This is a genomic window from Pseudoxanthomonas sp., assembly GCF_036845285.1.
In the GTDB taxonomy this organism is placed as follows: Bacteria; Pseudomonadota; Gammaproteobacteria; order Xanthomonadales; family Xanthomonadaceae; genus Pseudoxanthomonas_A.
On record NZ_DAIUEE010000012.1, the window covers coordinates 1 to 22,153 of the forward strand.

Below are 22,153 nucleotides of genomic sequence, written 5' to 3' on the forward strand. Positions count from 1 at the left end.
CTTGGGAACGATCAACGCCATCCACGAATCGCTTCATGCAGAGCACCCATCGGCCGGTGCTCAGATCATGCCAGTGGACGCAGGGTTTTCACACAGCCTCGGCCAGAAGCGGACATTGAAGGCTCGCCGATTGAAGAATTGGAGTCAGCTTGTGTCAGCCGATCCACTAGCGCCGGTCTGCTGCAGTTATCTGATTCATGATCCAGCTCGCGTCAGCTATCGCATCACCTTCGACATGACGTAATGTTCGGTCTTCGAGTGCGGAAAGTGCCTCTCCCAGGCGTGTAACCTGCCCGCCTACGTAGGAGCAGCGTACTGCTGACCATTGAAAGGTGTGGGAGGCAAACGCACACGTATCGGGTATTTCTTCTTTTCGCAGGCTCGGCGACCTCACCTCTGCGGGGAGATTCCAGAACGCGAGCATCATTCCGTTGGCCGAGGTCTTCCCCATCAGCTGTGCCTGCGCATGGGCCATCCAGCTTACCGACAAGCACAGACCCAGATGGGACCCCTCGTAGGCCAACAGGTTGACGTCGTCCGACCACGGCGCCGTTTCGACCTGCCTGGTCCGAGTGCGCGATACCCACAAGGAGAAGCCCATGCGGCAAGGGCACGGAAGCGAGTGCTCGCCTAGTCCCTCGTGCGTATCTTGCATGCACGCATGACCAGACCGTCGCGCCAAACTGTGTGCCTGCGCCGCAATGCGAGAAATGGCCTCGTTGCGGCTACGAACAGGGAAGTTGGTCACCTGCTGCTGCGGACGGAAACGGAAGTATTGGCTGAGCACCCTGCTCTGTGGAGAGGGGTCTACTTTGCGCATCCTCTCAGCCACATAAATACGGACATCGTGGGGTGAAATGCCCAATGGTCGGGGTAGCCCGGATGACCATGGCAAGCCGGCAATCCAGACCCGCTCAGCCACCCGGCAGGTCAGTTCATCCTCGTACCTAACCACGCCAGGAACGGCAATCCGCGAGCAGGTACCGTCATCCACGCCATCTAGACGACAGCCGCACCCATGACAACGCAATGGCTCTCGATCAAAGAAGATGCGATAGCCATTGTGCTGGCCGCAATAGCCGCAGAACTGCTCGAGGCGCACCTGATGCTCAGGGCAGAACCATAGAGCGCGATGCTGATGAATAGCCTTATGCTGATCGAGTTTCATGCATTCAGGGCACCAGAAGACCTGAGGTCGGCGCCATTCCGAAGGCACTTCCTCTTCGTCTTGCCGCGCCTTGGAGACTACGCGACGAAGGAGCGGATGTTCGATCTCGTCGGTCGCCACCTCCAGACGCCTTACCCAGCTCATGAACTCGAGCAGATGAGTTGTCGAGGGTGGACGCCGCGGCTGGAGCGTGCGTAAGGGCCGTTCGACGAGCTTGGCAATATCGTAGGCACGGCACAGATTGAATCGACCGATCGCCGCGTATGCACCAAAAAGGGAGTTGTTCTCCCAATGCTCTGGAAGATAGGCGACAAAGCCCACCGGTTCCGATGCGTCAGATGACATGAACCTTCTGGAGCAGTTCCGGCGTAACTTTCAGATCCGGACCGTCTTCGCCACGCAGGTGGATGAAGAACGAAGCCAGGAACCCGGCCACACTGGACATGGCCACGACCGTACCCACGCCAGGCAAGCGCTGCTGTTTGAGCTCGCGCCAGAACAGCGCGCTGCTGCCGGCAAGCCGTCCGCCGCTCTCGTAGAACCGGGGCAGCAGCAATTGCAGGTAGCTGAGGCCCGAGCCGGCCGGAAACTCGGAACCGGCGTCAATCGCCGCGAGCAGCGGTTCCAGTTCCGCGGCGTTCTGGATTCCCTTGAATTCGTTCAACGTAGACATGAAGCGCTTTTCAAGATCCGAGCGTGCCGCCTTCAATTGCTGCCGCTTCTCCTTAAGCTCGACCTGTCCGAACAGGACGACAGTGACTTTCACGCGGTCACGCACCAAGCGATTGATGACCGACTTGAGCCAGGCGAACTCGTCACAGCTTAGTTCCTGGGCCTCATCGAAGATCAAGAACAGGTGCCGGGCTTCGCCTGACAGGGCCAGGAGCGCGCGGTGCACCTGGGTACGCTTGCCGGCCAGGTCCCTGGCAATCTTCGGTGCGTAGTCGATCTGGTTGAGGATTTCCGAGAGCAGCCGACCTTCTGCCGGATTGGTGTCTTCGACCACCTCAAAGATCAGCACGCCGCAGCCGGGCTTCTTTCGCTTCATCTCCACCAGCAGCAGTTCGGCACATGAGCTCTTGCCCGACAGCGGCTGGGCGAAGAAGGCAATGGAGCCCCTGCCCTTCCGGCCAAGCGCCCAAACACGGCCTAAAGCGTCCTTGGCCGCGAGCGTGGGCAGTACCGCCCGCTCAATGATCAGCGGATGCTCATCCCACACCTGATCACGCAAACGCAGAATTTCCTCAATAGTCATGACGATCTCCGTTGAAGGCACCTATGTCATCCCACTCCATGTAGTGGGAACTTGTTGACTCGCTGGCCCGATCCAGTAGGTCATTCACAGCGACCTCGGCTTCTTGCACCTGAGTGGCAGTGGTGGGGGCGTCATCGGACACATCACGGCGGGCGTTGTGATCGCCCATGTGTCGCGCGGCTGTCTTGGAAGGCTTGGATTTGCCCTTGGCTTTGGCATATTCGTCCGCGACCTTCTTCAAGAAAGCGGCCACGACATCGTCGTTCCTGTCGTTCTCGATGTACCCCTCACGCAGGAGTTGATTGATCTGGCGCCGAAGATCAATCGAGTGATCGCTCCATCGCCAACGGCCACCGGCCTGAGAGGTACCCAAAGGGCGCTGGCGGCAGAAAACATCAATGAATCGGATGTTGTTGCGCGCAACGTGTAGTTCCAGGTCAACCTGCTCATCCAACAGCGTCCAATCCTTTGCCATGGCCGGACTCGTGTAGTCGACCTCCAGAAAAGAGAAGTGGGGACGACGCCCTGTAGCCTTGTTGCCCCGAATCGGCACTTTGACAATTGACTTGGACAGATCCGCCTCGCCTTCCCGCAGCGGTGGCAGGAAAGGAAATAGGTACTGATCACGTTCGGGCCCGCAGATGAGCGCGTGCATGCGCTGGGCGGGACTGGCCGCCAGGTTGGCTTTGCCCTGATTCGCGTTGAACTTGCGCACCAGGTTCGCCACCAGGGCCACGATCTCGCGCTCTGACAGCACACAGGCGCGGGCGGCCTTTTCCGCTTCTTGCCGCTTAGGATCCTGCGGTCCGGCACCGGTGGTCTGGGGAAGCCGTTTGAAGCCGGCGCGCTCGAGTTCGTTGAAGACGCGCTCTACCAACTGGCGCCTGGCCGGTGTCTTCACCGGGCCAAAGTTCACCGCGCATCCGCTCAGTGACATCACGCGCGAGACCAGCTCATCAGCCAGATGGATGAGCGCGTTGTCCAGCAGCAGGCAGTTGAATCCACACCAGCCGAAGCGCTCGTCCAGCTCGGCCAAGGGGCGCGTGGCGAGTTGGTCCCCCTTGCGGTGGGCCCAGTCTGGTTCGCCGACCATGCCCGCGTGCAACACGTCCATCGCATCGCCGGCGTTGGCTGCCTCGCGGAAGATCACCTTGAAGGCCATGATCCAGCCCTTGTGGCGATCGACCAGCAGCAAGAGCGTCATCCGACCAGCATCCAGGAACCGAAAGCCCTCGGGCGTCTCGATCCTGACGGTGCCGATGCAGCCCATGGCATGCTCGTCCATCTCGACGATATCCATGGGCATGCAGGCCACCAGACGCGAGACGTGGCCGTTGCCGGATTTGGCCTTGGTCGCCGCTTTGTCGCCATATTGGGTGGCGACGATCGCGTCGTAGTGCTGGCTCAGAAAGGTCTCGGTGAACGCCCGCACGGCCCCTGCCCCATGCCGACGGGAGGTGAACGGCCAGGACTGCTTGTCAGGATCCTTGGCCTCGCACAGGCGGAGGAATTCCATATGGACCGACTTGTGCCTGACGCCGGCCTCACCACCCGGCTTTCGTTTGGCATTGAGCAGCAGGTACGACTCCAACGCTTCGGCAATGTCTCTGTGCTGGCGTAGGAGTTGCCCAAACGCACCGGCGAGGCCTTTGCTTTGATGCTTCGGCAGCGGCTTCCGCCGCTGTCGTGGCTGGATCTCCAAGTAGGGCAGCAGCCCTACCCAGCCGATCGGCGAGCCTCGCTCATCAAGTGCGACACACTTGTCATAGGCGCGATAGAACACCTCCTTCCAGATCGACAGATCCTGCAGCAAGGGCGTGATCCGTGCGCCCCCCACATAGTCAGTGATGGCTCTTTTAAGCGAGTGGAACCGCTTCTTCTGGGCCGCCTCGAGGCCTTCCAGTGAAGGCATGGCCCAACTGGCGAGCACCAACCGTTCGGGAGGCGTCGTCTTCAGCGTCAGACGCTTACCCATGGCGACGTACCTGCAGCCTGGTGCCAGGCCCCCACAGGTGGGTGTCCACGTCGCTTTCGATCTCTCGTGAGCGCAGCAGCGTGGCCGCAGCGCCCGTGACCAGCGCGGTACCTTCCGAGGCTAGCTGCTGGCACAGATCCCGAATCGCGAGCTCACCATGTTCTTCCAGCAGGTGCCGGCAACGAATTAACAGCGGGTCCAAGGACTGCGATCGGCACCGGTTGATCGTGGGCACGATGGCCCGCCAGCTTTGAATACGTACCTTGGCTGCATTGAGCACCGCCAGGCTGATTAGCCGCCGGCCCGCCACCGACGCCTTGTCAGCCTCAGGTGCCAGTTCGACGTCTAGCTCGGTACCCTCCAGCGTGGTGACGGTGGCGAAATGGCGTCTGCCCGGCTGCGAGCGGGCTTGCCCATGGCGCAGGGGGGAATAGTCGACGGACGCCACGTCCGGCGAGCCTTCCAGATAGAAGAAGGCTTCCAGCTCGATGTCCGAACTCAGCGTCAGCGAGAGCCCCTGCGTGTCCTGCGGGGGTCTGACGAACCACAGGTTGTGACCGCTGGCTCCCCTGGCGCGCACGGAGGCCAGGTACTGGTTGCGCTTCTTCTGAGCCGGTGTCTTACCCATCGGCTTGCCCACGCAGACCGGTGGCGGCAGCCAGACAGGTACGACCTTGACCCGCGTGGCGGGAAGGGGTGTATAGTGTCTTTGGCATTAACAGGTCCTCCAACGACCTGGCCTCAAGAGTCCGACCATTGCCGTGGCGGGCTCTTTTTTATGAGCAAATTGTTAATTCCGGTGGTACTGGCTACAGGCTACCTGACTGGGAGGTTGTCAGATCCAACCTCCTGCCGTGGTTTGATTTTCAATCCTCGCCCGAAGAACCCCGATCATGGTGCTGAACTGTGCTAGCGGATTTCGTCAGATAGGCGCACGGGTGTGGACCCGATACCTGCTGAAGGCGCTGGACTGTGACGTCGAATGGTTGAACCGAACCCTGCTTCTGCCGTGTGAGGGCTTCACGGAAGTGATTTATGAGGGGCTGACGCCTCGGGTCTTCGAAGAGATCCATCACGCGGGAAAGAACCCTGACGGCGCCTACTGGAAAGAGATCAAGGACAAGACCAAGAAGTTCAACCTGCTTGAGCGGGTATGCGAGCGTGTGCCTGCGTCACGCGCCTGGTTGCTGCGCGATTTCAACCACTACACTCAGGCAGATCCACCCTCGTTGCTGAAGTCACGCGAGGACATACTGGATTACACCAACACTCGGGGTCTTATGCTGGTGCCCGGGCGCGTCATGGCCGCCGTGGAGTATCTTGATCCAGCGCTGTATGCCGATCTCGAACACCGCTGCACCAGCGCGCTGATCAAAGCGGCTACTCCCGACACGGTGCTCTTTGTCATCGCCTTTCTTCACGAGATGACCTGGCGCAGGCACTGGGGTAAAGATGCGGCCAAAGAGTTGGCTTACAGCGCGGTTGCTGCGTACACCGCCTCGATGCACGAGCGCGACTTCGAAGAAGGCCAACAACTGGCCGATCAGCTTCATCCTCACCTGCACGACGCCGTGGCCAATGTCTCTGTGTGGGGCGATCGATGTGCGCCTTCAAAGCTCCCGCCGGCACTGAAGGATTTTTCGATACTGCCCTTCCTCGTAGAGAAGAATCAAAGAATGCTCGACGCCTGCGCTTGCCTGCATGCAGCGGGCGAAGCATGGTATGAGCGCATAGACCATCCCTTGCCTGAGTGCTATAGCCATGGCGCCGTTGAGGCCACAGTAGAGGGCTTGATCTCTTATACGCCCGCCCAGGCGAGCATCGAAGCGGCGCTCGTTGCGCTGCGACGGGGATTGCTCAAGACGCACGGCGATATCTCGCGAGAGTACGACCAGTCCCTATTGCTCACGTCGACCCCTACCACCGGAGCCCATGCAATGCCGTCTAGAGGTTCCCGAGTTAGTGGGGACACCCGTTCGCGGCGTTTATCCTCGCGTGCAAGATCGGCATAGAGATCGCAGCACGCTCGCGCGCACCGTACTCGCTCTTCAGATACTTAGCTTCATACCCCGCACGTATTCTTGCAAGGGCCGGGTCTTGCAATGCTTCATTACTTTCCGTGCAGTGAGCCGAAACCCACTTCCATCTCGCTTCCTCGTTAAGGCGTGAAGCTTCACACACCTCGGAAAAGTCGACGTCACTTATGTCTTGCCAGAGTATCGCCGGCGTGTCCCCGGTTGTCCTGGATGCTTCCCAACTCTGAAAGCTCGTGGGCCTTTCTTTTGCTAACCACCCTGACAGTTCATTCCGATCATTTCTCAGGAAGATCGAAATGGAACTCATCAGGCAGACCTTCTCAAGGACGTAAGAGCCGAAGGAGCGCTCGGCCGTGCTCTTCAGCCCCCACGCGTCCCAGAGTTCGTAGGGAAGCTTTTCGAATGTGCGGGTAATTCGGCACATCTCCCACGCCGCAAACCCGTTTCCTATGCAACAAAGCTTATATGCGGTCTGAGCGGGAAACTGTCCCACCTTCTTGCGTCTGATCACCTCGCGTGAGGTTGCGATGCACGCAAGGTGGTCGGAATACCGTTGAAGCAGCCAAGCACCCGCACGCAATTGGGAACTTTGATGGATGACGGCACGGCTTTTAATGTCGATCGAGCAGGAGTCTTCGGGCCGGGTTGTTCTCGAGATCCTATGGATGGAGGGCAGTCCTCGATGATTGGAAACGACCTTGATAGCGGCAAAGCTCGGTAAAAAAGAATGCTCCTTGGAACGTCGTTCATTCGGCTCCAATATCGCTGTTGTAGCTTCCTTGATGCCTGGGAACTTGTCTTGCCTCCCGAGCGACCCAGTCACCATGTAATGAATAGGAGTGCAAGAAACCATCGCAGCAAGCAGTTCTTGATAGGTGCGTGAGATCTTCCATCGGATTCCCCGATTCGCACATATATCTGTCATGTCGGCAGCCAAGAGAGAGCTGCCACAGCCGTCGCAGCCAAATGCTGGGCTTGACACGGTGGCGGTGTAGTTAATTTGCTCCCCGCAGGTCGAGCAGTTCGAGAGCAATCGCCGTTTGTGGTAAGGACAGAACTCAACAAACCGCAGTTGGCACACCGTGAAGTGCATGCCAAACGCGACGCATTCTGTGCAGAAGCGTAGGTGCTTCTCTTCCCACGCCCCAGTTGGGTAGTCCTTCAGCGTCAAGAAATTCGACTCACTGAAGTACTCGCCAAGCCTCCCGTGATTGATCGGCCACAGATGCCTATGCGTCTTGCTACTCCATTCATTCACCACGTTGGCGTAGTCAATCCTATCCGGTTTGACGGGATATTGATTTTTGTCTGTGATGCGAAGATCACGCATCAGCTGCAACGGCCCTCTTCCCGCGAACCAACCCAGCTTGTTGAGCAGGGCGTAGGTCGACTCTCCGGGCAGCAAGGCATCACGTACCCAAGGTATGTATGGCTCGACCAACTCTTCGCTCAAGACTCATCTCCAAGCACGACTTGGGGAGATTCTTGATCTTTTTCCCTGAGAATTCAGGGGATCGGGGAGGTCACAGCTTTGCTGGTCACCCCAGAATAGTCACAGCTTTACCGGTGTCGTTGTTACAGTGATATCAGATCCAACGCCGACCCTAACGAATCGATAAGTTGTTGACTCATATCGAGCTGGATGATGGAGGCACAGTCACAACTTTACCGAGCCCGGTTCCTGTTCCTGAAAGGCCCTGCCCGTGCCGATAACCCTTCAAAGAGAACCTTGGAGGCATTTGCATGTTGATGGATCGACCCCCGTGCTGGCAGGACGACCGAAAGCAGAACCCGTGCGCGCTGGCGCACTACGACCGCGTTGTACACGGGCACACCGAACTGCGCGCGGACTGGCTAGGCTGGAAGCAACGCGGCCGATACCTGGTCGCACCAGACGGCCAGCGGATCAGCCAGGAACGCATGCGCGGCATCATGTGGCGGCTGGACGCCGAGGCCCGTCGTGACGCCGCCCGAGCGCGGAACGCCAAAGCGAAGGATTTGCAGGGATGCGTGAAAGTCGTCGTGATGGAGCTTGCAGCCTGGCAGGCTCGCCACTTCGGAAGCCGCGCCGGGTAAAAGCCCGCTCCTTCCAGTCGCTTTCACCGTAGGGGCGCTGCCCCTACACCCCAATTACTTGCAAGCATCCCACACGGCCTGATCGAAAGCCCGAGAACCGGCGAGCGTGCGATTGACGCCAGAACGCTCGTAATGCGCGTCACGATGCTGACGCGCCGACTGGCACGACGTGGTCACCGCAGGAATGCTGGAACCAGACGGCCGTCGGCCACCCGCGCCAATACCCACGGCCACCGGTTGCCGTTCCGCGTTGCGCTTCTGAACCTCGCGTCGATCACGCTGGATAGACGCCTCAGCCGCCCGACGCTTGTAGTGGTCATCCCACGTGTAGTTTCGCTGCTCCGTGTCCCAACGCTTAATCAATCGTGGAGCCTTGGCGAGCGGCGTTGAGCTTGACGCCGAAGCTCGCCCAGGTGGCGGTGTAGCCCACATCTGTTCGACGGTCTCGCCAGAGCTGTTAACCCACTCTACCCAGCCGCGCGTGCGGCCGCTGATTTCAGCGCGTGCGGCGAGCCGAACGCGTCCAAGGTCTTTCAGCTGCGCGACGTAACGCTGTTCGCCGGATATGGCATCCACCGAAAGACTCATTCCTTCCGGTTCTGCCGATACCACGCCACCGCCCCCAGCAGCCCCAATTGCCCGTGCTCCACGCGCCAGACTGGCACCCGCTCCAGTTGCTCGGTCATCACGCCCTTGTTGAGGTAGCGCTGCAGGAAACGGCCGTCGTGCAGGAACTGCGGGATGTGTGCGGTGACGCCGCCGGCCAGGTAGACGACGCGGGCGCCGAAGATGATGGCCAAATCGCCGACCACGCTGCCCAGCCAGCCGCAGAACGTTTCCAGTGTTTCCCGGGCCAGCACGTCGGTCGCGGCGGCCGCCACCAGTGCGCCGGCATCCGCATGCACGGGTTTCGCATCGCGCAGTTCGCACAGGCATCGGTACAGGTTCATCAGGCCGGGTCCGGACAGCACGTGTTCGTTGTGCAGGTACGGACGGTCTTTCAGCAGCCGGCGCACGATGTCCAGTTCCAGCGCGTTGCCCGCCGCCAGCGATGCCTGGCCGACTTCCGTCGGCAGCACGCGCGGCGGCTGGCCTTCGATCCAGACGGCGGCACCGAGACCGGTACCGGGGCCGATCACCAGTGCGGGCGACGAGGTGGTCGATGCGGTCGAGGGCGTCAGTGAGGACAGCGTGTCGGGGGCCAGCGTGGGGACCGCGTTGGCGACCGCTTCGAAATCATTGATCAGCTGCACCCATGCCAGCCCGGCACCGGCGCGCGTCTGTTCCACCGACACGGCCCACGGGAGGTTCGAATTGATCAGCCGGTCGCCTTCCAGCACGCCGGCGATCGCGACGACAGCGCCATGGCATGGCATGCCGTCGGCGTAATCGCGCAGGATGGAGGCGAGATCCGGATGTTCCGAGCAGGCATAGCGACGGTAGTCGTGGATCTCGTTGCTGCCGTCGGACTCGATCCAGCCGAGTCGCGCGTACGTGCCGCCCACGTCCGCCACGATGATGCGGGCGGATGTCGAAACATCCGGAGAGGAATCGGTGGGAATGCCCGCCGGCACCTTGCTGATCATTACCGTGCCCGCCATGCGATCGCCACGCAGTCCAAAGTCTTCGAGAACCCGGCAAGGATATCGTGTCCGGCCTGCGATGGCGTCGTAGCCTGCGCGCTCACGTCGTTTCGAATCCCTACGGCCCGGTACGTCCGGGGGCATGGCGTATGATGGCCCCATGTTCCGTCTTGCCACCCTGCTGCGTGCCCTGCTCTGCCTGACCCTACTGGTCAACGGCACCGCGTATGTGCATGCGGCGACCCGGATGGCCATGGGCGATGTGGCATCGGACGGCACCGGCACGCCGCACGGTGCGCCACCATGCCACGAAGACATGGCGACGCATGCCTCGACCGGCGACGTCGCAACCGATGCGGGCAGCGACGATCATGCCGCGGGCCTGCCCGATTGCTGCAAGGCCGGTGCTTGCGATGGTTTCTGCACCCAGCATGCGCCAGTGCTTGCGTGGCAGCCGATGCTGCCACCGCTTCCCCAGCTGCAGGCCGATGCGCCCGCTTACCGGGCCGACGTACACGTATCGGCGCGTCTGTCGCACCGACACCGACCTCCCATCCTGGCCGCCTGACGCCGCGCCGCGGCATTCCGCAGGACCGGACGCACCGCGTGCGTGCCGGACCACGATCATGACGTTGCCATGTCCGCCCGGCGGACGGCGATGTCGACGGTTATCCAGGATGGTCTTGAATGAAACACGATGAATCCTCTCCGGGGCGCTTGGGCGCGTTCCGGCCTTCGCGGCGCCAGTTCGTCACCGGACTCGCCAGCAGCAGCATCGCGCTGGGCCTCGGCCTGGCACGCATGCCCGCCTCCGCCGGTACGCCCGCGCGGCGCGGTGGCGCGGCGGTGGCCACGGGCACCGACTTCGCATTGAGCATCGGTGCGATGCCGGTCGACATCACTGGCCGCACGCGGCCCGCGATCACCGTCAACAACAGCCTGCCCGCGCCCACGCTGCGCTGGCGCGAGGGCGACACCGTCACCGTCCGCGTCAACAACCGGCTGCGCGACATGACCTCGATCCACTGGCACGGCATCCTGCTGCCGTCGAACATGGACGGCGTGCCGGGCCTGAGCTTCAACGGCATCGCGCCGGGCGAAACGTTCCAGTACCGCTTCCAGCTGAAGCAATCGGGCACCTACTGGTACCACAGCCATTCGCTGTTCCAGGAACAGGCCGGCCTCTATGGCGCGCTGATCATCGACCCGCGCGAACCGGCGCCGTACCACCACGACCGCGAACACGTCGTGCTGCTGTCGGACTGGACCGACCTCGACCCGGCCGCACTGTACCGGCGGACGAAGAAGATGCCGGAGCACGACAACTACTACCAGCGCACGCTGGTGGACTTGGTGCGCGATGCGCGCCGCGACGGGCTGGCGAAGACCATCGAAGACCGCGGCATGTGGGGGCGCATGCGGATGACGCCCACCGACATCTCCGACATCAACGCGCACACCTACACCTACCTGGTGAACGGCGCCGCGCCGGACGGCAACTGGACGGGCCTGTTCAAGCCCGGCGAGAAGGTGCTGCTGCGCTTCATCAACGGCAGCGCGATGACGTACTTCGACGTGCGCATCCCCGGCCTGAAGATGACCGTCGTCGCCGCCGACGGACAGTACATCCACCCGGTCAGCATCGACGAATTCCGGATCGCGGTCGCGGAGACGTTCGACGTGATCGTCGAGCCCGTTGGACAGGATGCCTTCACGATCTTCGCGCAGGACATGGGACGCACCGGCTACGCCCGCGGCACGCTGGCGGTGCGCGATGGACTGGAAGCGCCGATTCCCGCACGCGATCCGCGTCCGTTGCTGACGATGGCCGACATGGGCCACGACATGGAAGGTCATGGCGCGCACAAGGGCATGGAAGGCGGTTGCGGCGCGATGATGGGCGAAGGTGGCTGCGGCGCGAACATGGGTGCGATGGACCACGGCGCGCAGGCAGCGGCATCGACCGCGCCGCACCATCCCGCCAGCGAGGCCGGCAATCCGCTGGTCGACATGCAGTCTTCAGCCAGCGAACCGAAACTCGACGACCCCGGCATCGGCCTGCGCGGCAACGGCCGCCAGGTGCTGACCTACGGCGCGATGCGCAGCCTGTTCGACGATCCCGATGGCCGGGAACCCGGCCGCACCGTCGAACTTCACCTGACCGGGCACATGGAAAAGTTCGCCTGGTCGTTCGATGGCATTCCGTTCGCCAGCGCCGAGCCGTTGAAACTGAAATACGGCGAGCGCATGCGCATCGTGCTGGTCAACGACACGATGATGCAGCATCCGATCCATCTGCATGGCGTGTGGAGCGACCTGGAGGACGCCGGCGGTGGCTTCCACCTGCGCAAGCACACCATCGACATGCCACCCAGCACGCGACGCAGCTATCGCGTGCGCGCCGATGCGCTGGGGCGCTGGGCCTTCCATTGCCATCTGCTGTACCACATGGAAGCCGGGATGATGCGGGAAGTGAGGATCGAGGCATGAAGACCTGCTTCTCCCCTGCTCCGCTCCGTCTTGTGTCGGCCATCGCGTTATCGCTTGGCATGGCGACGCCCGCCTTTGCGCAGCATCACGACCACGCACAACACACGGCACCGGTGCCGGTCGCAAGCGAAGCGCCCGCGCAAGACGTCCACGCGACACACGACCATGCCGCCATGATGGCCGCCGGAAACGAGGTACCACCGACGTCCCCACGCGAGCCGATTCCCGCCATCACGGCGGATGACCTGGCAGCAGCGTTCCCCGCCATCGACCACCACGCCATGCAGCACGCACCGGCGTTCAACCACAAGGTGACCTTCAACCGGCTGGAAGCCTGGGATACCGACGAAGGCGCCGGCGAGGCCTGGGAAGGCATTGCCTGGTTCGGCACCGATACCGATCGCCTGTGGCTGCGCAGCGAGGGCGAACGCGTCGGAGGCCATACCGAAAACGCCGACCTGGAAGTGCTGTACGGCCGCAGCGTCTCGCCCTGGTGGGATGTGGTGGCTGGCGTGAAGCACGACTTCAAGCCCGGCGATGCGCGCACCTGGGCCGCCATCGGCGTGCAGGGCATGGCGCCGTACCGGTTCGAAGTGTCGGCCACCGCCTACCTCGGCGAAGACGGCCAGGTCGCCGCGAACATCGAGGCGGAGTACACGTTGCGCATCACCAACCGTCTGGTCCTGCAACCGCTGGTGGAGGTGGACATCGCGGCGAAGGACGATCCGGAGTACGGCATCGGGCGTGGCATCTCCGGTGTCGAGACGGGACTTCGTCTTCGTTACGAAATGAACCGTCGCTTTGCGCCGTATGTCGGCGTGGTGCATGAACGTGCGTTCGGCGATACCGCCGACCATCGACGGGCCGCAGGCGAATCGGTGCGCGATACCCGTGTCGTGGCGGGCGTCAGGATCTGGTTCTGATGGGCGGCGCCGGCACCCATGGCCTCGTCCTGTCCGGCATGCCGGTGGCCTCCACGGCCATGGGTGTCGATGCGGAGGCGTATACGGTGCTCGCGGTCGGCCACGACGGCACGACGTCCGCCCATGCGCAGCACGGGCCGTGAGCCTCTTGAACGCATGCGGCCGCCCTCGGGCGGCCGCACCGGACTCCGGGCCGTTTACTTGACCTTGGCGTAGGTCGCCTTGAACGCGACGCCGCTCATGATGCCGCCCGCATGGCATTCGTAGTTGGTGGCGCTGCGGAATTCCTTCTTCTTGAAGTAGCTGACGATGTCGATGACCGCATTGGCGCCGCGGTCCTTGGCGCCTTCCTGCAGCGCCTTGAGCGCCGACAGTGCCACCCAGCGGCAGGAGGTGGCGTCGGACTTGCCCACGCCATTGGTCTTCTTGTTGGTGACGTCCTCGCCGAAACGGGACACCACGGCCGGCGTCTTCTGGCCGGCGAGGTAGAAGCGCACGCTGCCGTCGATGCCTGCCGCCTTCGCCTCGGGCGAATCGATCAGTTCCTGCAGCGGCAGTTCGAGACGCGTGTCGGCGGCAAAGGCCGGGGCGGCGGCCAGCAACAGGCAGGTCACACCGGTAGTCAGAAATCGTTTCAAGGTTCAGCTCCTTGGGGTAATGCGGCCACGCCGCGGTGGAAAACAGGGTGCCAAGCCGGATGTTCGCGGCATGTGCACGGAAGCGACGGGCATCGCCGCACATGCAGACGGATCGCTCGGGAAGCGTCCGCAGGATTCAGCGACTGTTGTTGCGATGGATTTCGACGACGCCACGCTTGAACTCGTAGTCCATTCTCTCCCTGTCGTCGTTGAAATCCTTCGCCGGGAACCCCTGCCCGTTCGATCACCAGCGCTTGAAGATCAGCGACGTATTGATGCCGCCGAACGCAAAATTGTTGTTCATCGCGTAGTCGATCTGCAGTTCCCGGCCTTCACCGGTGATGTAGTCCAGGTCGGCGCAGCGAGGATCGCGCGCTTCGAGATTCAGCGTGGGAGCGAACCAGCCCTCGCGCATCATTTCCACCGTGATCCAGGATTCGTAGGCGCCACAGGCCCCCAGCGTGTGGCCGACGTAACTCTTCAACGAGCTGATCGGCATCCGGTTGCCGAATACCTGCGCCGTCGCCGCGGTTTCCGCGATGTCGCCGTGCTCGGTGGCAGTGCCGTGGGCGTTGACGTATCCGATGGCATCCGGCGTCAGTCCTGCGTCTTCGAGTGCCAGGCGCATCGCCTGCGCCATGGTGTCGGCGCTGGGCTGGGTGACGTGCTGGCCATCGCTGTTGGTGCCGTAGCCCACCACTTCCGCCAGGATGTTCGCGCCGCGCGCCTGCGCATGCTCAAGTTCTTCGAGTATCAGCGTGCACGCGCCTTCGCCCAGCACCAGTCCGTCGCGATTGGCGTCGAACGGGCGCGGCGTGCGCTCGGGTTCGTGGTTGCGCACGCTGGTGGCGAACAGCGTGTCGAACACTGCGGCGGCGGTAGCGTCGAGCTGTTCCGCCCCACCGGCGATCATCGCGACCTGCTTGCCGCTGCGTATGGCCTCGTAGGCGCAACCGACGCCCTGGCTGCCCGAGGTGCAGGCACTGGACGTGGTGTAGACGCGGCCGGTCAGGCCGAAGAACACGCCGATGTTCACCGGCGCGGTGTGGCTCATCATCTTCAGGTAGGTGGTCGCGCTGATGCCTTCGGTCGTGAGCTCGTTGAGCATCCGGCCGAAATCCCCGACCGCTTCGTGGCTGCCGGCGGATGAACCATACGACACCCCCACCCTGCCGCTTTTCAGCAGCGGATGTCCGAGCAACCCGGCCTGTTCGAGCGCCAGTTCGGTGGCACGCACGGACATCACCGCCACGCGTCCCATGCTGCGCGTGGTCTTGCGGTTGTAGTGCGCCGGCAGTTCGAAGTCTTCGGCCGGCGCCGCCAGTCGCGTGTTCAGGCCCTCGTACTTCGCCCAGTCCTGCATGTGGCGCACGGCATTGCGACACTCGCGCAGGCGCAGGTGCACACTGGCCCAGTCGTGGCCGAGCGGGCTGATGGTGCCGGCACCGGTGACGACCACGCGTCGTTCCATACGATTCATCCCACCAGTCCTCCATTGACCGAGATCACTTGCCGCGTGACGTACGACGCCTGCGGCGACATCAGGAACGCCACCACGGCGGCGACCTCCTCCGGCCTGCCGACGCGCTTCATCGGAATCATCTTCAAGGCCTCATCCACCACCTCGCCACTGACCATCTCGGTGTCGATCAGGCCAGGCGCCACGCAGTTGACGGTGATCTCGCGGCTGGCCAGTTCCAGTGCCAGCGCCTTGGTGGCACCGATGATGCCGGCCTTGGCGGCGCTGTAGTTCACTTGCCCGCGATTGCCGACCAGGCCGGACACCGACGACAGCGTGACGATGCGGCCGGGCTTGCGCCTGCGCACCATCGGCATGACCAGCGGATTGAGGATGTTGTAGAACCCGTCCAGGTTGGTCCGCAGCACGGTGTCCCATTCCTCGCCACTCATCGCCGGGAAGGCGGTGTCGCGTGCGATGCCTGCATTGCAGACCACGCCGTGGTAGGTGCCGTGCGCGTTGATATCGGCGTCGAGCGCCTGCGCGGCGGCATCGCGATCGGCTACGTCGAACGCGAGCACCCGCGCCTGGCGGCCCAGTTCGCGGACAAGGCGGGCGACCGCCTCCGCTTCGTCCACGCGGCTGCGGCAATGCACGACGACATCGAACCCGTCCTGCGCCAACCGCAATGCGATGGCACGGCCGATGCCCCGGCTTCCTCCCGTGACCAGGACCGTACGCTCCCCAGACGTACCGTCACCGGCCGAATGTTCTCCCCTCATTGCGCCGTACTCTCCAGATAGGCCATCGCGTCCGGTGGTTCGAACACCGACACGTTGGCGGTTGCCAGTTCTTCGCCGTCCCCCAGGATGCGGCAGCTGAACATGCCCAGCCCATTGTCGCCCAGCAGCTCGCGCGTCGCCTCCACCCGAAGCACTGCCCCGGCCCGGAACCATGACGTGCGGCTCTCGTAGCGCCGGGTGCCGAGCAGGAAACCAATCGACGGTTCGCGTCCGGCCGCCCGCGCGTGGCAACCGGCCCAGGCGGCGATGGTCTGCGCCATGTACTCCACGCCGACCCAGGCGGGTACGCCTTCACCGTGGCTGAAAGGGCCTTCGTCGGGCACGCGCAGCTCGACGACCACGGCGTCCTCGTCCCACTCGACCAGGCGGTCGACCAGGCGCATCGTTCCGCGATGCGGCACCACGCGTTCGATGTCGTACAACTCGCGCATCATTCCCCTCCGAACACCAGCACGGCGTTGCTGCCCCCGAACGCGAACGACTGGCTCAGCACATGGCGCAGCGGCGCCCTTGCCGTCGCGCCCGGCGCCACGAACGCCAGCGGTGGCAATGCCGGGTCCGTGTGGCCGTCCCACCAGTGCGGCGGCAGGCGATGATGCGGATTGTCGACCATCGCCAGCCAGCACAGCCCGGCCTCGACCGCGCCGGCCGCGCCCAGCGTATGGCCGGTGAGCGGCTTGGTGGAACTCACCGGCACGTCGCTGCCCAGCGCGGTGGCGACGGCGCGGCTTTCCATCGCATCGTTCTGTGGCGTGGCGGTGCCGTGCAGGTTCACGTAGTCGATCTGCGACGGCGCCAGTTGCGCACGCGCGAGCGCCTGGGCGATCGCCTCGATGGCGCCGATGCCCTGCGGTTCCGGCGCCGAAATGTGGTGCGCATCGGAGGTTTCGCCCCAGCCCGCCAGGCGCACCGGTCCGGCTGCGCGTGTCATCAGGAACAATGCCGCGCCCTCGCCGATGTTGATGCCGCGGCGATGCGTGGAAAACGGATTGCAGCGCTCGGCCGATACCGATTCCAGCGACATGAAGCCACGCACGGTGAACTGGCACAGCGAATCCGCGCCGCCAGTGATGACCGCATCGACCAGCCCGGTGTGCAGCAGGCGTGCCGCCGACGCCATCGCCTTCGCGCTGGACGAGCATGCGGTGGAGATGGTCCACGCCGGACCGCGCGCGCCGGATTCGGCTGCGAGGAAGCGCGACGGTGCGCCGATTTCCTGCTGCACATAATGGAAGCCGGCCGGCCACTGCGCATGCCGGTGCCAGTGCTTCGTCGCCTGCTCCGACTCGCCGATGCCCGAGGTGCTGGTGCCGACCACGATGGCGACCCGCGACGGCCCATGCCGTTCGATGGCGTGCTGCACCTGGTCCTCGATCTGCAGGTAGGCCGCCCGCAGCAGCGCGTTGTTGCGGCCATGCAACTGGGCGGGATGATGGTCGAGCGATGGCAGCGCTCCGGCGACACCGCCCAGTGCGAGCCGCTGTCCGGGTAGCAGCGTGTCGTTGGCGGCGACACCGGCGGGGGCGTCATCGCGGAACAGGGCCTCGCGCACGGCCTGCGGTCCCGTGCCCAGGGCACAGACGATGCCGAGGTGATTGAGGAAGATGGCATCGCCGCTCACGGGTCGTGGACTCCACCCGCCACCGATTCGATCATCAACTCATAATCATCGACGCCATTGCGCACGCGCAGCGTCGTGGCATCCACCTGTTCGCGCTGCAACCAGACCTGCCCGTTCCTGCGCAACTCGCGGAAGCCATCGCGCTCGACCAGCTCCCAGCCCGCAGGAAGCACGGCCCTGATCGCGTCGGCCGGCCACAGGCTGAACTGCACATCGTCGAGCACGCGTTCGCCGCGCACCGCCGAGGGCAACCACGCCGCACGCTGTTCGACCAGTTCCTTGCCATCCCATTGCAGGCGCACGCCGGTCCGGCCCATCGCCTGCACGGCGAGCCGGACATCCGAGGCATCGACTTCCAGCAACGCGTCCAGCTCGCGTACGTGCGAACCGAACCGGAACACCAAGCGCTGCTGCACGGCCAGGTCATGGCCCAGCGCCGAGGGCGCCAGCCGCAAGGCGGGCAGCACGACTGCCGGCCCGGGTGGCCGCGTCGCGCACGCCGCCAGCAACAGGCACGCCACCAGCAGGGCGATCAGCCGCCGCACAACTGCTCCAGCACCTGCAGGCGACGCTGCGTGTCGGCCACGTACGGATTCTTCTTGTCCCATGCGTAGCCGGCCAGGATCGAACAGATCATCCGGCGGATGTCGGGCTGCGCGTCCGGATGGAAGATGATCTTCTGGAAACCGCCGGCATACCATGACTCGACGAAGCGGCGGAACGTCTGGACCCCGCCGCGCAACGGCACCGAGTAGTCGGCTTCCCAATCCACGGTATCGCCCGCGTAATGGCGGCGCAGGCATTCGCTGGCCAGCTGCGCCGACTTGAACGCGATGGTCACGCCGGAAGAGAACACCGGATCGAGGAACTCGCCCGCGTTGCCGAGCAGTGCATAGCCCGGTCCCCACAGCGACGACACGTTGGCCGAGTAGCCGGTGATCTGCCGCACCGGCAGCACCGCCCATTCCGCGTTCTTCAGCAGCCGCGTGAGGTTGGGATCCTCGCCGACGATGGCCTGCAGCCGTTCCAGGTCGGTGCCCTGGTAGCGCTCGAGGAACTCCATTTCCGCCACCACGCCCAGCGAACAGCAGCCGTTGGAGAACGGGATGGTCCAGTACCAGACATCGACGTGCTCGGGATGCGTGGTGATCAGGATCTTGTTGCGGTCGAAGCCGGCATCGTGCGCGATGTGGTCGCGCACGTGGGTGAAGATGGCGCCCCGCACCGGGAAGTTCGACGGCGACTCCAGCTTCAGCAGGCGGGGCAGCAGGCGACCGAAGCCGCTGGCGTCGAGCATGAAATCGGCTTCGATCACGTACTCCTCGCCTTCCGGCGACCGCACGGTCACGCGCGGCGTCTCGCCCGGCTCGGCGGACAGCACCTCGTGCCGGTAGCGGACCTCGGCGCCCATCCTTTCGGCGCCTTTCGCCAGCACGTGGTCGAAGTCGGCGCGCTGCACCTGGTAGGTCGTGCCCCAGCCTGCGGAAAACTTGTCGCGGAAATCGAACTCCGTCGTGCGCTCGCCACGGACGAACGCGGCGCCGTTCTTGTACTGGAAGCCCGCTTCCACCACGTCCTGCAGCAGGCCGGCGGCTTCGATGTATTCCATGCTTTGCGGCAGCAGGCTCTCGCCGATGGAGAAGCGCGGGAACTGCTCGCGCTCGACGATCAGGACCTTGCGGCCCTGCTGGCGCAGCATTGCCGCAGCCACGGAGCCGGCCGGGCCGGCGCCGATGATCAGGATGTCGGTACGTTCCGTTTTCATGCAGCGGTGTTTCCATGCGGGGAGGAGCCATCCGGCGGCGGCCGGAACAGCGGCGACAGCAGCCAGACCAGGCCGATGCCGAACAACAGCGTGAGTCCGAACGCCCGCAGGGCCGGCGTCGCCGACAGAGCCAGCAGGCCGAACGACAACCAGGTACTGGCGGCACCGACGCAGACCGCCAGCCATGCGCTGGCGTCGCCGCGGTGTTCGAGCAGGAAGATGCCGTAATCGATGCCCATGCCCAGCAACAGCATCAGCGCCAGTACGTTGAACAGTTGCAGCGGCTGGCCGAGCCAGCCCAGCAGCGCCACCGTCAGCACACCCGCCAGCAGCGTCGGCGTGATCACGCGCCAGGTCTCGCCGCGGTAGCGGAAAGCCAGCACACCGAACACCACGACCACGCCAGCCAGCAGCAGGCCCGTCATCATCCGTCGGTAGTGCGTGAGCAGGCGTGAAATGTCGGCGGTCCGGTCGACCCAGCGCACGCCGTCGAGTCCTGCGGCCTGCGCGGCGAAGGTGGCCAGCGCATCCGGCCGGGACAGGTCATTGACCATCACCACCGAGGCCACGCCCTGCCCCACCTGTCCCAGCCACAGGTGCCGCACTGGCAGGGCCGCCGGTGATGCGAGGAAGGTCGGGAGGTCGAGGGCGGTCGTCGCCAGACCGCCGCGCGACAGCGTTTCGCCGGTCGCGGCGGACAGGCGCTGGAGTACGTCGCGCTCCACGCGCGCAGTGAGCGCCGCGTCTTCGTCCTGCCGGTGTTGCGACGGCAGCCAGTCGCTGAGGGCACGATGCCCGCCCACCGATCCTTGTGCCTCGGCGCGGCGCAGGCGGGCGACGAGTTGCTCTTCGCGCCGCAGCACCTGTTCCGTGTCGCGGCCCTGGACGAGATAGAACTGCGCGGGACTGGGCATGCCCAGCAACCGGCCGACGTCGCGTTGCTGCGCGATCATCGCGGGCGGCGACGACTGCAGGCTGCGCAGGTCGTCGTTGCCCTGCACCCTGGCCAGGCCCGGCACCGCGATCGCCGTCACCACGATCGCCAGCGCCACGAACCCGCGACGGCTGGCCAGGCGCGGCCAGCGCGCCAGCGTGCCGCCGAGCCAGCGCGAGAAACCGGTCGTGCGTACCTGTCCGCCGTCCAGCCAGGGGAACGCGAAGATGACCGTCAGGAACGCCGCCGACAGGCCGACCACCGAGAACAGCGCCATCTGCCGCAGTCCCGGGAACGGTGCCAGTCCCAGCGCGAGGTACGCCGTCGCGCTGGTCAGCAGTGCCAGCCACAAGCCGGGCAGCAGGTGGCGCAGCAGCGACCAGCGACGTTCGCCGGCGACGCCCTGGCGCGACGCGAACCAGTGGATGCCGTAGTCCTCCGCCACGCCGACCAGGCTGGCGCCGAAGATCAGCGTCAGCAGGTGCACCTTGCCGAAGACCAGCACCGTCACCGTCAGCGCCACCGCGCAACCGACCAGCAGCGACAACGCGACCAGCAGCAGCGGACGCAGTGAACGGAACGCCAGCCAGACCAGCAGCAGCACTGCCGCCAGCGAGCCCCAACCGATCGTGTTGACCTCGCGGTTGGCCTGCACGGCGGCGGATTCGGCATGCAGCGGCACGCCGGCCTTCAGCACGCGAAGGTCGGGGGCAGCCGCCGTCGCGGCGGCCGAGGCGCCGTCCAGCAGGTCCTGCAGGTGACGTTCACCATCCAGCCTGAAGGCCGAGCCGCGCAGCGTGAACTGCAGCACCGCCCAGTGGCGGTCTTCCGCCTGCAGCAGTCCATCGCCATCCAGGGCCATGCCGGCAGCCGCGGCCTGCGCCTGCCACCACTGCGGCCACAGGCCCAGTGGATCGTTGCGCCATTCGGTCAGGCGCGGCGCACCCATCGGGCCGTAGAGCGCGGCCAGCGCGGATTCGGCCAGCGCGTCCGTCGAGGTCTGCGCGAGCATCTCGCGCTGTGCCTGCGTCAGCAGGCGGTCGCGGTGCGGTGCCAGGAAGCCGCTGGCCTGGGCGAACCAGTCTTCCGGCGACCGCTGCGCGACCAGCAGGGTGCCGGCGGGCGTCCCCGCCCCCTGCACGAAGGCCTCGAACGCCTGCCGCGCGCGGAGCACGGCCTCCGCATCCTTTCCACCCAGCATCACCACGACGTCGCGTGCGCTGTTTTCGGCGATGCGCCGCGTCGCGTCCGCGACCGTCGGGTCGCCGGCCTCCCGTGGCAGCAGGGCCAGCACGTCGCTGTCGATGGGCGGCGATTGCCAGAACGTCCACTGGTGAACGGCAACGGCGGCGAGCACCAGCAGCCACGCCAGCGCCAGCCAGCGCCAGCCGCGCAGCGGCCTGCCTGCGTCCCGGGACATCATCGAT

Annotated in this window: 21 protein-coding genes; 6 read left to right on the plus strand and 15 right to left on the minus strand. The window is 64.5% G+C overall.

Features of this window, described 5'->3' with window-relative positions:
• Positions 1-166: 166 nt before the first annotated feature.
• From V7060_RS14040 to V7060_RS14055, 4 genes are read right to left on the minus strand one after another with little or no spacing between them, the layout of a single operon-like run.
• The gene (locus V7060_RS14040) at positions 167-1,513 is read right to left on the minus strand and encodes a hypothetical protein (RefSeq protein WP_334179879.1); all 1,347 of its coding nucleotides are present in this window, start codon (positions 1,511-1,513) and stop codon (positions 167-169) included.
• Positions 1,503-2,423: an ATP-binding protein gene (locus V7060_RS14045; RefSeq protein WP_334179880.1), complete on the minus strand. Its 921-nt coding sequence runs from the start codon at positions 2,421-2,423 to the stop codon at positions 1,503-1,505. Before V7060_RS14045 ends, V7060_RS14040 begins: the two co-directional genes overlap by 11 nt.
• A complete protein-coding gene (locus V7060_RS14050; protein WP_334179881.1) occupies positions 2,413-4,398 on the minus strand; it encodes a hypothetical protein in 1,986 nt (661 codons plus the stop codon). Before V7060_RS14050 ends, V7060_RS14045 begins: the two co-directional genes overlap by 11 nt.
• A complete protein-coding gene (locus V7060_RS14055; protein WP_334179882.1) occupies positions 4,391-5,026 on the minus strand; it encodes a hypothetical protein in 636 nt (211 codons plus the stop codon). The genes V7060_RS14050 and V7060_RS14055 overlap by 8 nt, the downstream gene beginning before the upstream one ends.
• Positions 5,027-5,291: 265 nt before the next feature.
• Here V7060_RS14055 and V7060_RS14060 point away from each other — a divergent pair, with 265 nt between their 5' ends.
• Entirely contained in the window at positions 5,292-6,410 is a 1,119-nt protein-coding gene (locus tag V7060_RS14060) for a hypothetical protein (RefSeq protein ID WP_334179883.1), read from the plus strand.
• Here V7060_RS14060 and V7060_RS14065 read toward each other — a convergent pair.
• The gene (locus V7060_RS14065; protein ID WP_334179884.1) at positions 6,358-7,887 is read right to left on the minus strand and encodes a hypothetical protein; all 1,530 of its coding nucleotides are present in this window, start codon (positions 7,885-7,887) and stop codon (positions 6,358-6,360) included. The genes V7060_RS14060 and V7060_RS14065 overlap by 53 nt on opposite strands.
• Positions 7,888-8,177: 290 nt before the next feature.
• Here V7060_RS14065 and V7060_RS14070 point away from each other — a divergent pair, with 290 nt between their 5' ends.
• Positions 8,178-8,510: a hypothetical protein gene (locus tag V7060_RS14070; RefSeq protein ID WP_334179885.1), complete on the plus strand. Its 333-nt coding sequence runs from the start codon at positions 8,178-8,180 to the stop codon at positions 8,508-8,510.
• Between the two features lie 54 nt (positions 8,511-8,564).
• Here V7060_RS14070 and V7060_RS14075 read toward each other — a convergent pair whose 3' ends face one another.
• Positions 8,565-9,098 (minus strand): hypothetical protein, encoded by a 534-nt coding sequence (locus V7060_RS14075; RefSeq protein ID WP_334179886.1) that lies wholly within the window; start codon positions 9,096-9,098, stop codon positions 8,565-8,567.
• Positions 9,095-10,111 (minus strand): glucokinase, encoded by a 1,017-nt coding sequence (locus tag V7060_RS14080; RefSeq protein ID WP_334179887.1) that lies wholly within the window; start codon positions 10,109-10,111, stop codon positions 9,095-9,097. The genes V7060_RS14075 and V7060_RS14080 overlap by 4 nt, the downstream gene beginning before the upstream one ends.
• A gap of 142 nt (positions 10,112-10,253) precedes the next feature.
• Here V7060_RS14080 and V7060_RS14085 point away from each other — a divergent pair, with 142 nt between their 5' ends.
• From V7060_RS14085 to V7060_RS14100, 4 genes are all read left to right on the plus strand, one after another.
• Positions 10,254-10,661: a CopL family metal-binding regulatory protein gene (locus tag V7060_RS14085; protein ID WP_334179888.1), complete on the plus strand. Its 408-nt coding sequence runs from the start codon at positions 10,254-10,256 to the stop codon at positions 10,659-10,661.
• 119 nt (positions 10,662-10,780) lie between these two features.
• Positions 10,781-12,583 carry a copper resistance system multicopper oxidase gene (locus V7060_RS14090; RefSeq protein ID WP_334179889.1) on the plus strand — a complete coding sequence of 601 codons (1,803 nt, stop codon included), beginning with the start codon at positions 10,781-10,783 and terminating at the stop codon, positions 12,581-12,583.
• 173 nt (positions 12,584-12,756) lie between these two features.
• Positions 12,757-13,506, plus strand: coding sequence for a copper resistance protein B (locus tag V7060_RS14095; RefSeq protein ID WP_334179890.1), 750 nt, complete (start codon positions 12,757-12,759; stop codon positions 13,504-13,506).
• Positions 13,506-13,649, plus strand: a complete 144-nt coding sequence (locus tag V7060_RS14100) for a hypothetical protein (protein ID WP_334179891.1) — start codon at positions 13,506-13,508, stop codon at positions 13,647-13,649. The genes V7060_RS14095 and V7060_RS14100 overlap by 1 nt, the downstream gene beginning before the upstream one ends.
• Positions 13,650-13,703: 54 nt before the next feature.
• Here V7060_RS14100 and V7060_RS14105 read toward each other — a convergent pair whose 3' ends face one another.
• From V7060_RS14105 to V7060_RS14140, 8 genes are all read right to left on the minus strand, one after another.
• The gene (locus tag V7060_RS14105) at positions 13,704-14,144 is read right to left on the minus strand and encodes an excinuclease ATPase subunit (protein WP_334179892.1); all 441 of its coding nucleotides are present in this window, start codon (positions 14,142-14,144) and stop codon (positions 13,704-13,706) included.
• A 244-nt stretch (positions 14,145-14,388) separates the two neighbouring features.
• The gene (locus V7060_RS14110; protein ID WP_334179893.1) at positions 14,389-15,624 is read right to left on the minus strand and encodes a beta-ketoacyl-ACP synthase; all 1,236 of its coding nucleotides are present in this window, start codon (positions 15,622-15,624) and stop codon (positions 14,389-14,391) included.
• On the minus strand, positions 15,621-16,385 hold the full coding sequence (gene fabG / locus V7060_RS14115; RefSeq protein ID WP_334179894.1) for a 3-oxoacyl-ACP reductase FabG: 765 nt from the start codon (positions 16,383-16,385) through the stop codon (positions 15,621-15,623). Before fabG ends, V7060_RS14110 begins: the two co-directional genes overlap by 4 nt.
• Positions 16,382-16,837 carry a hotdog family protein gene (locus V7060_RS14120; RefSeq protein WP_334179895.1) on the minus strand — a complete coding sequence of 152 codons (456 nt, stop codon included), beginning with the start codon at positions 16,835-16,837 and terminating at the stop codon, positions 16,382-16,384. Before V7060_RS14120 ends, fabG begins: the two co-directional genes overlap by 4 nt.
• Positions 16,837-18,027, minus strand: coding sequence for a beta-ketoacyl-ACP synthase (locus V7060_RS14125; protein ID WP_334179896.1), 1,191 nt, complete (start codon positions 18,025-18,027; stop codon positions 16,837-16,839). The genes V7060_RS14120 and V7060_RS14125 overlap by 1 nt, the downstream gene beginning before the upstream one ends.
• Positions 18,024-18,572, minus strand: coding sequence for a DUF3261 domain-containing protein (locus tag V7060_RS14130; RefSeq protein WP_334179897.1), 549 nt, complete (start codon positions 18,570-18,572; stop codon positions 18,024-18,026). Before V7060_RS14130 ends, V7060_RS14125 begins: the two co-directional genes overlap by 4 nt.
• Positions 18,560-19,792, minus strand: coding sequence for an NAD(P)/FAD-dependent oxidoreductase (locus V7060_RS14135; RefSeq protein ID WP_334179898.1), 1,233 nt, complete (start codon positions 19,790-19,792; stop codon positions 18,560-18,562). The genes V7060_RS14130 and V7060_RS14135 overlap by 13 nt, the downstream gene beginning before the upstream one ends.
• Entirely contained in the window at positions 19,789-22,149 is a 2,361-nt protein-coding gene (locus tag V7060_RS14140) for an MMPL family transporter (RefSeq protein ID WP_334179899.1), read from the minus strand. The genes V7060_RS14135 and V7060_RS14140 overlap by 4 nt, the downstream gene beginning before the upstream one ends.
• Positions 22,150-22,153: the final 4 nt, after the last annotated feature.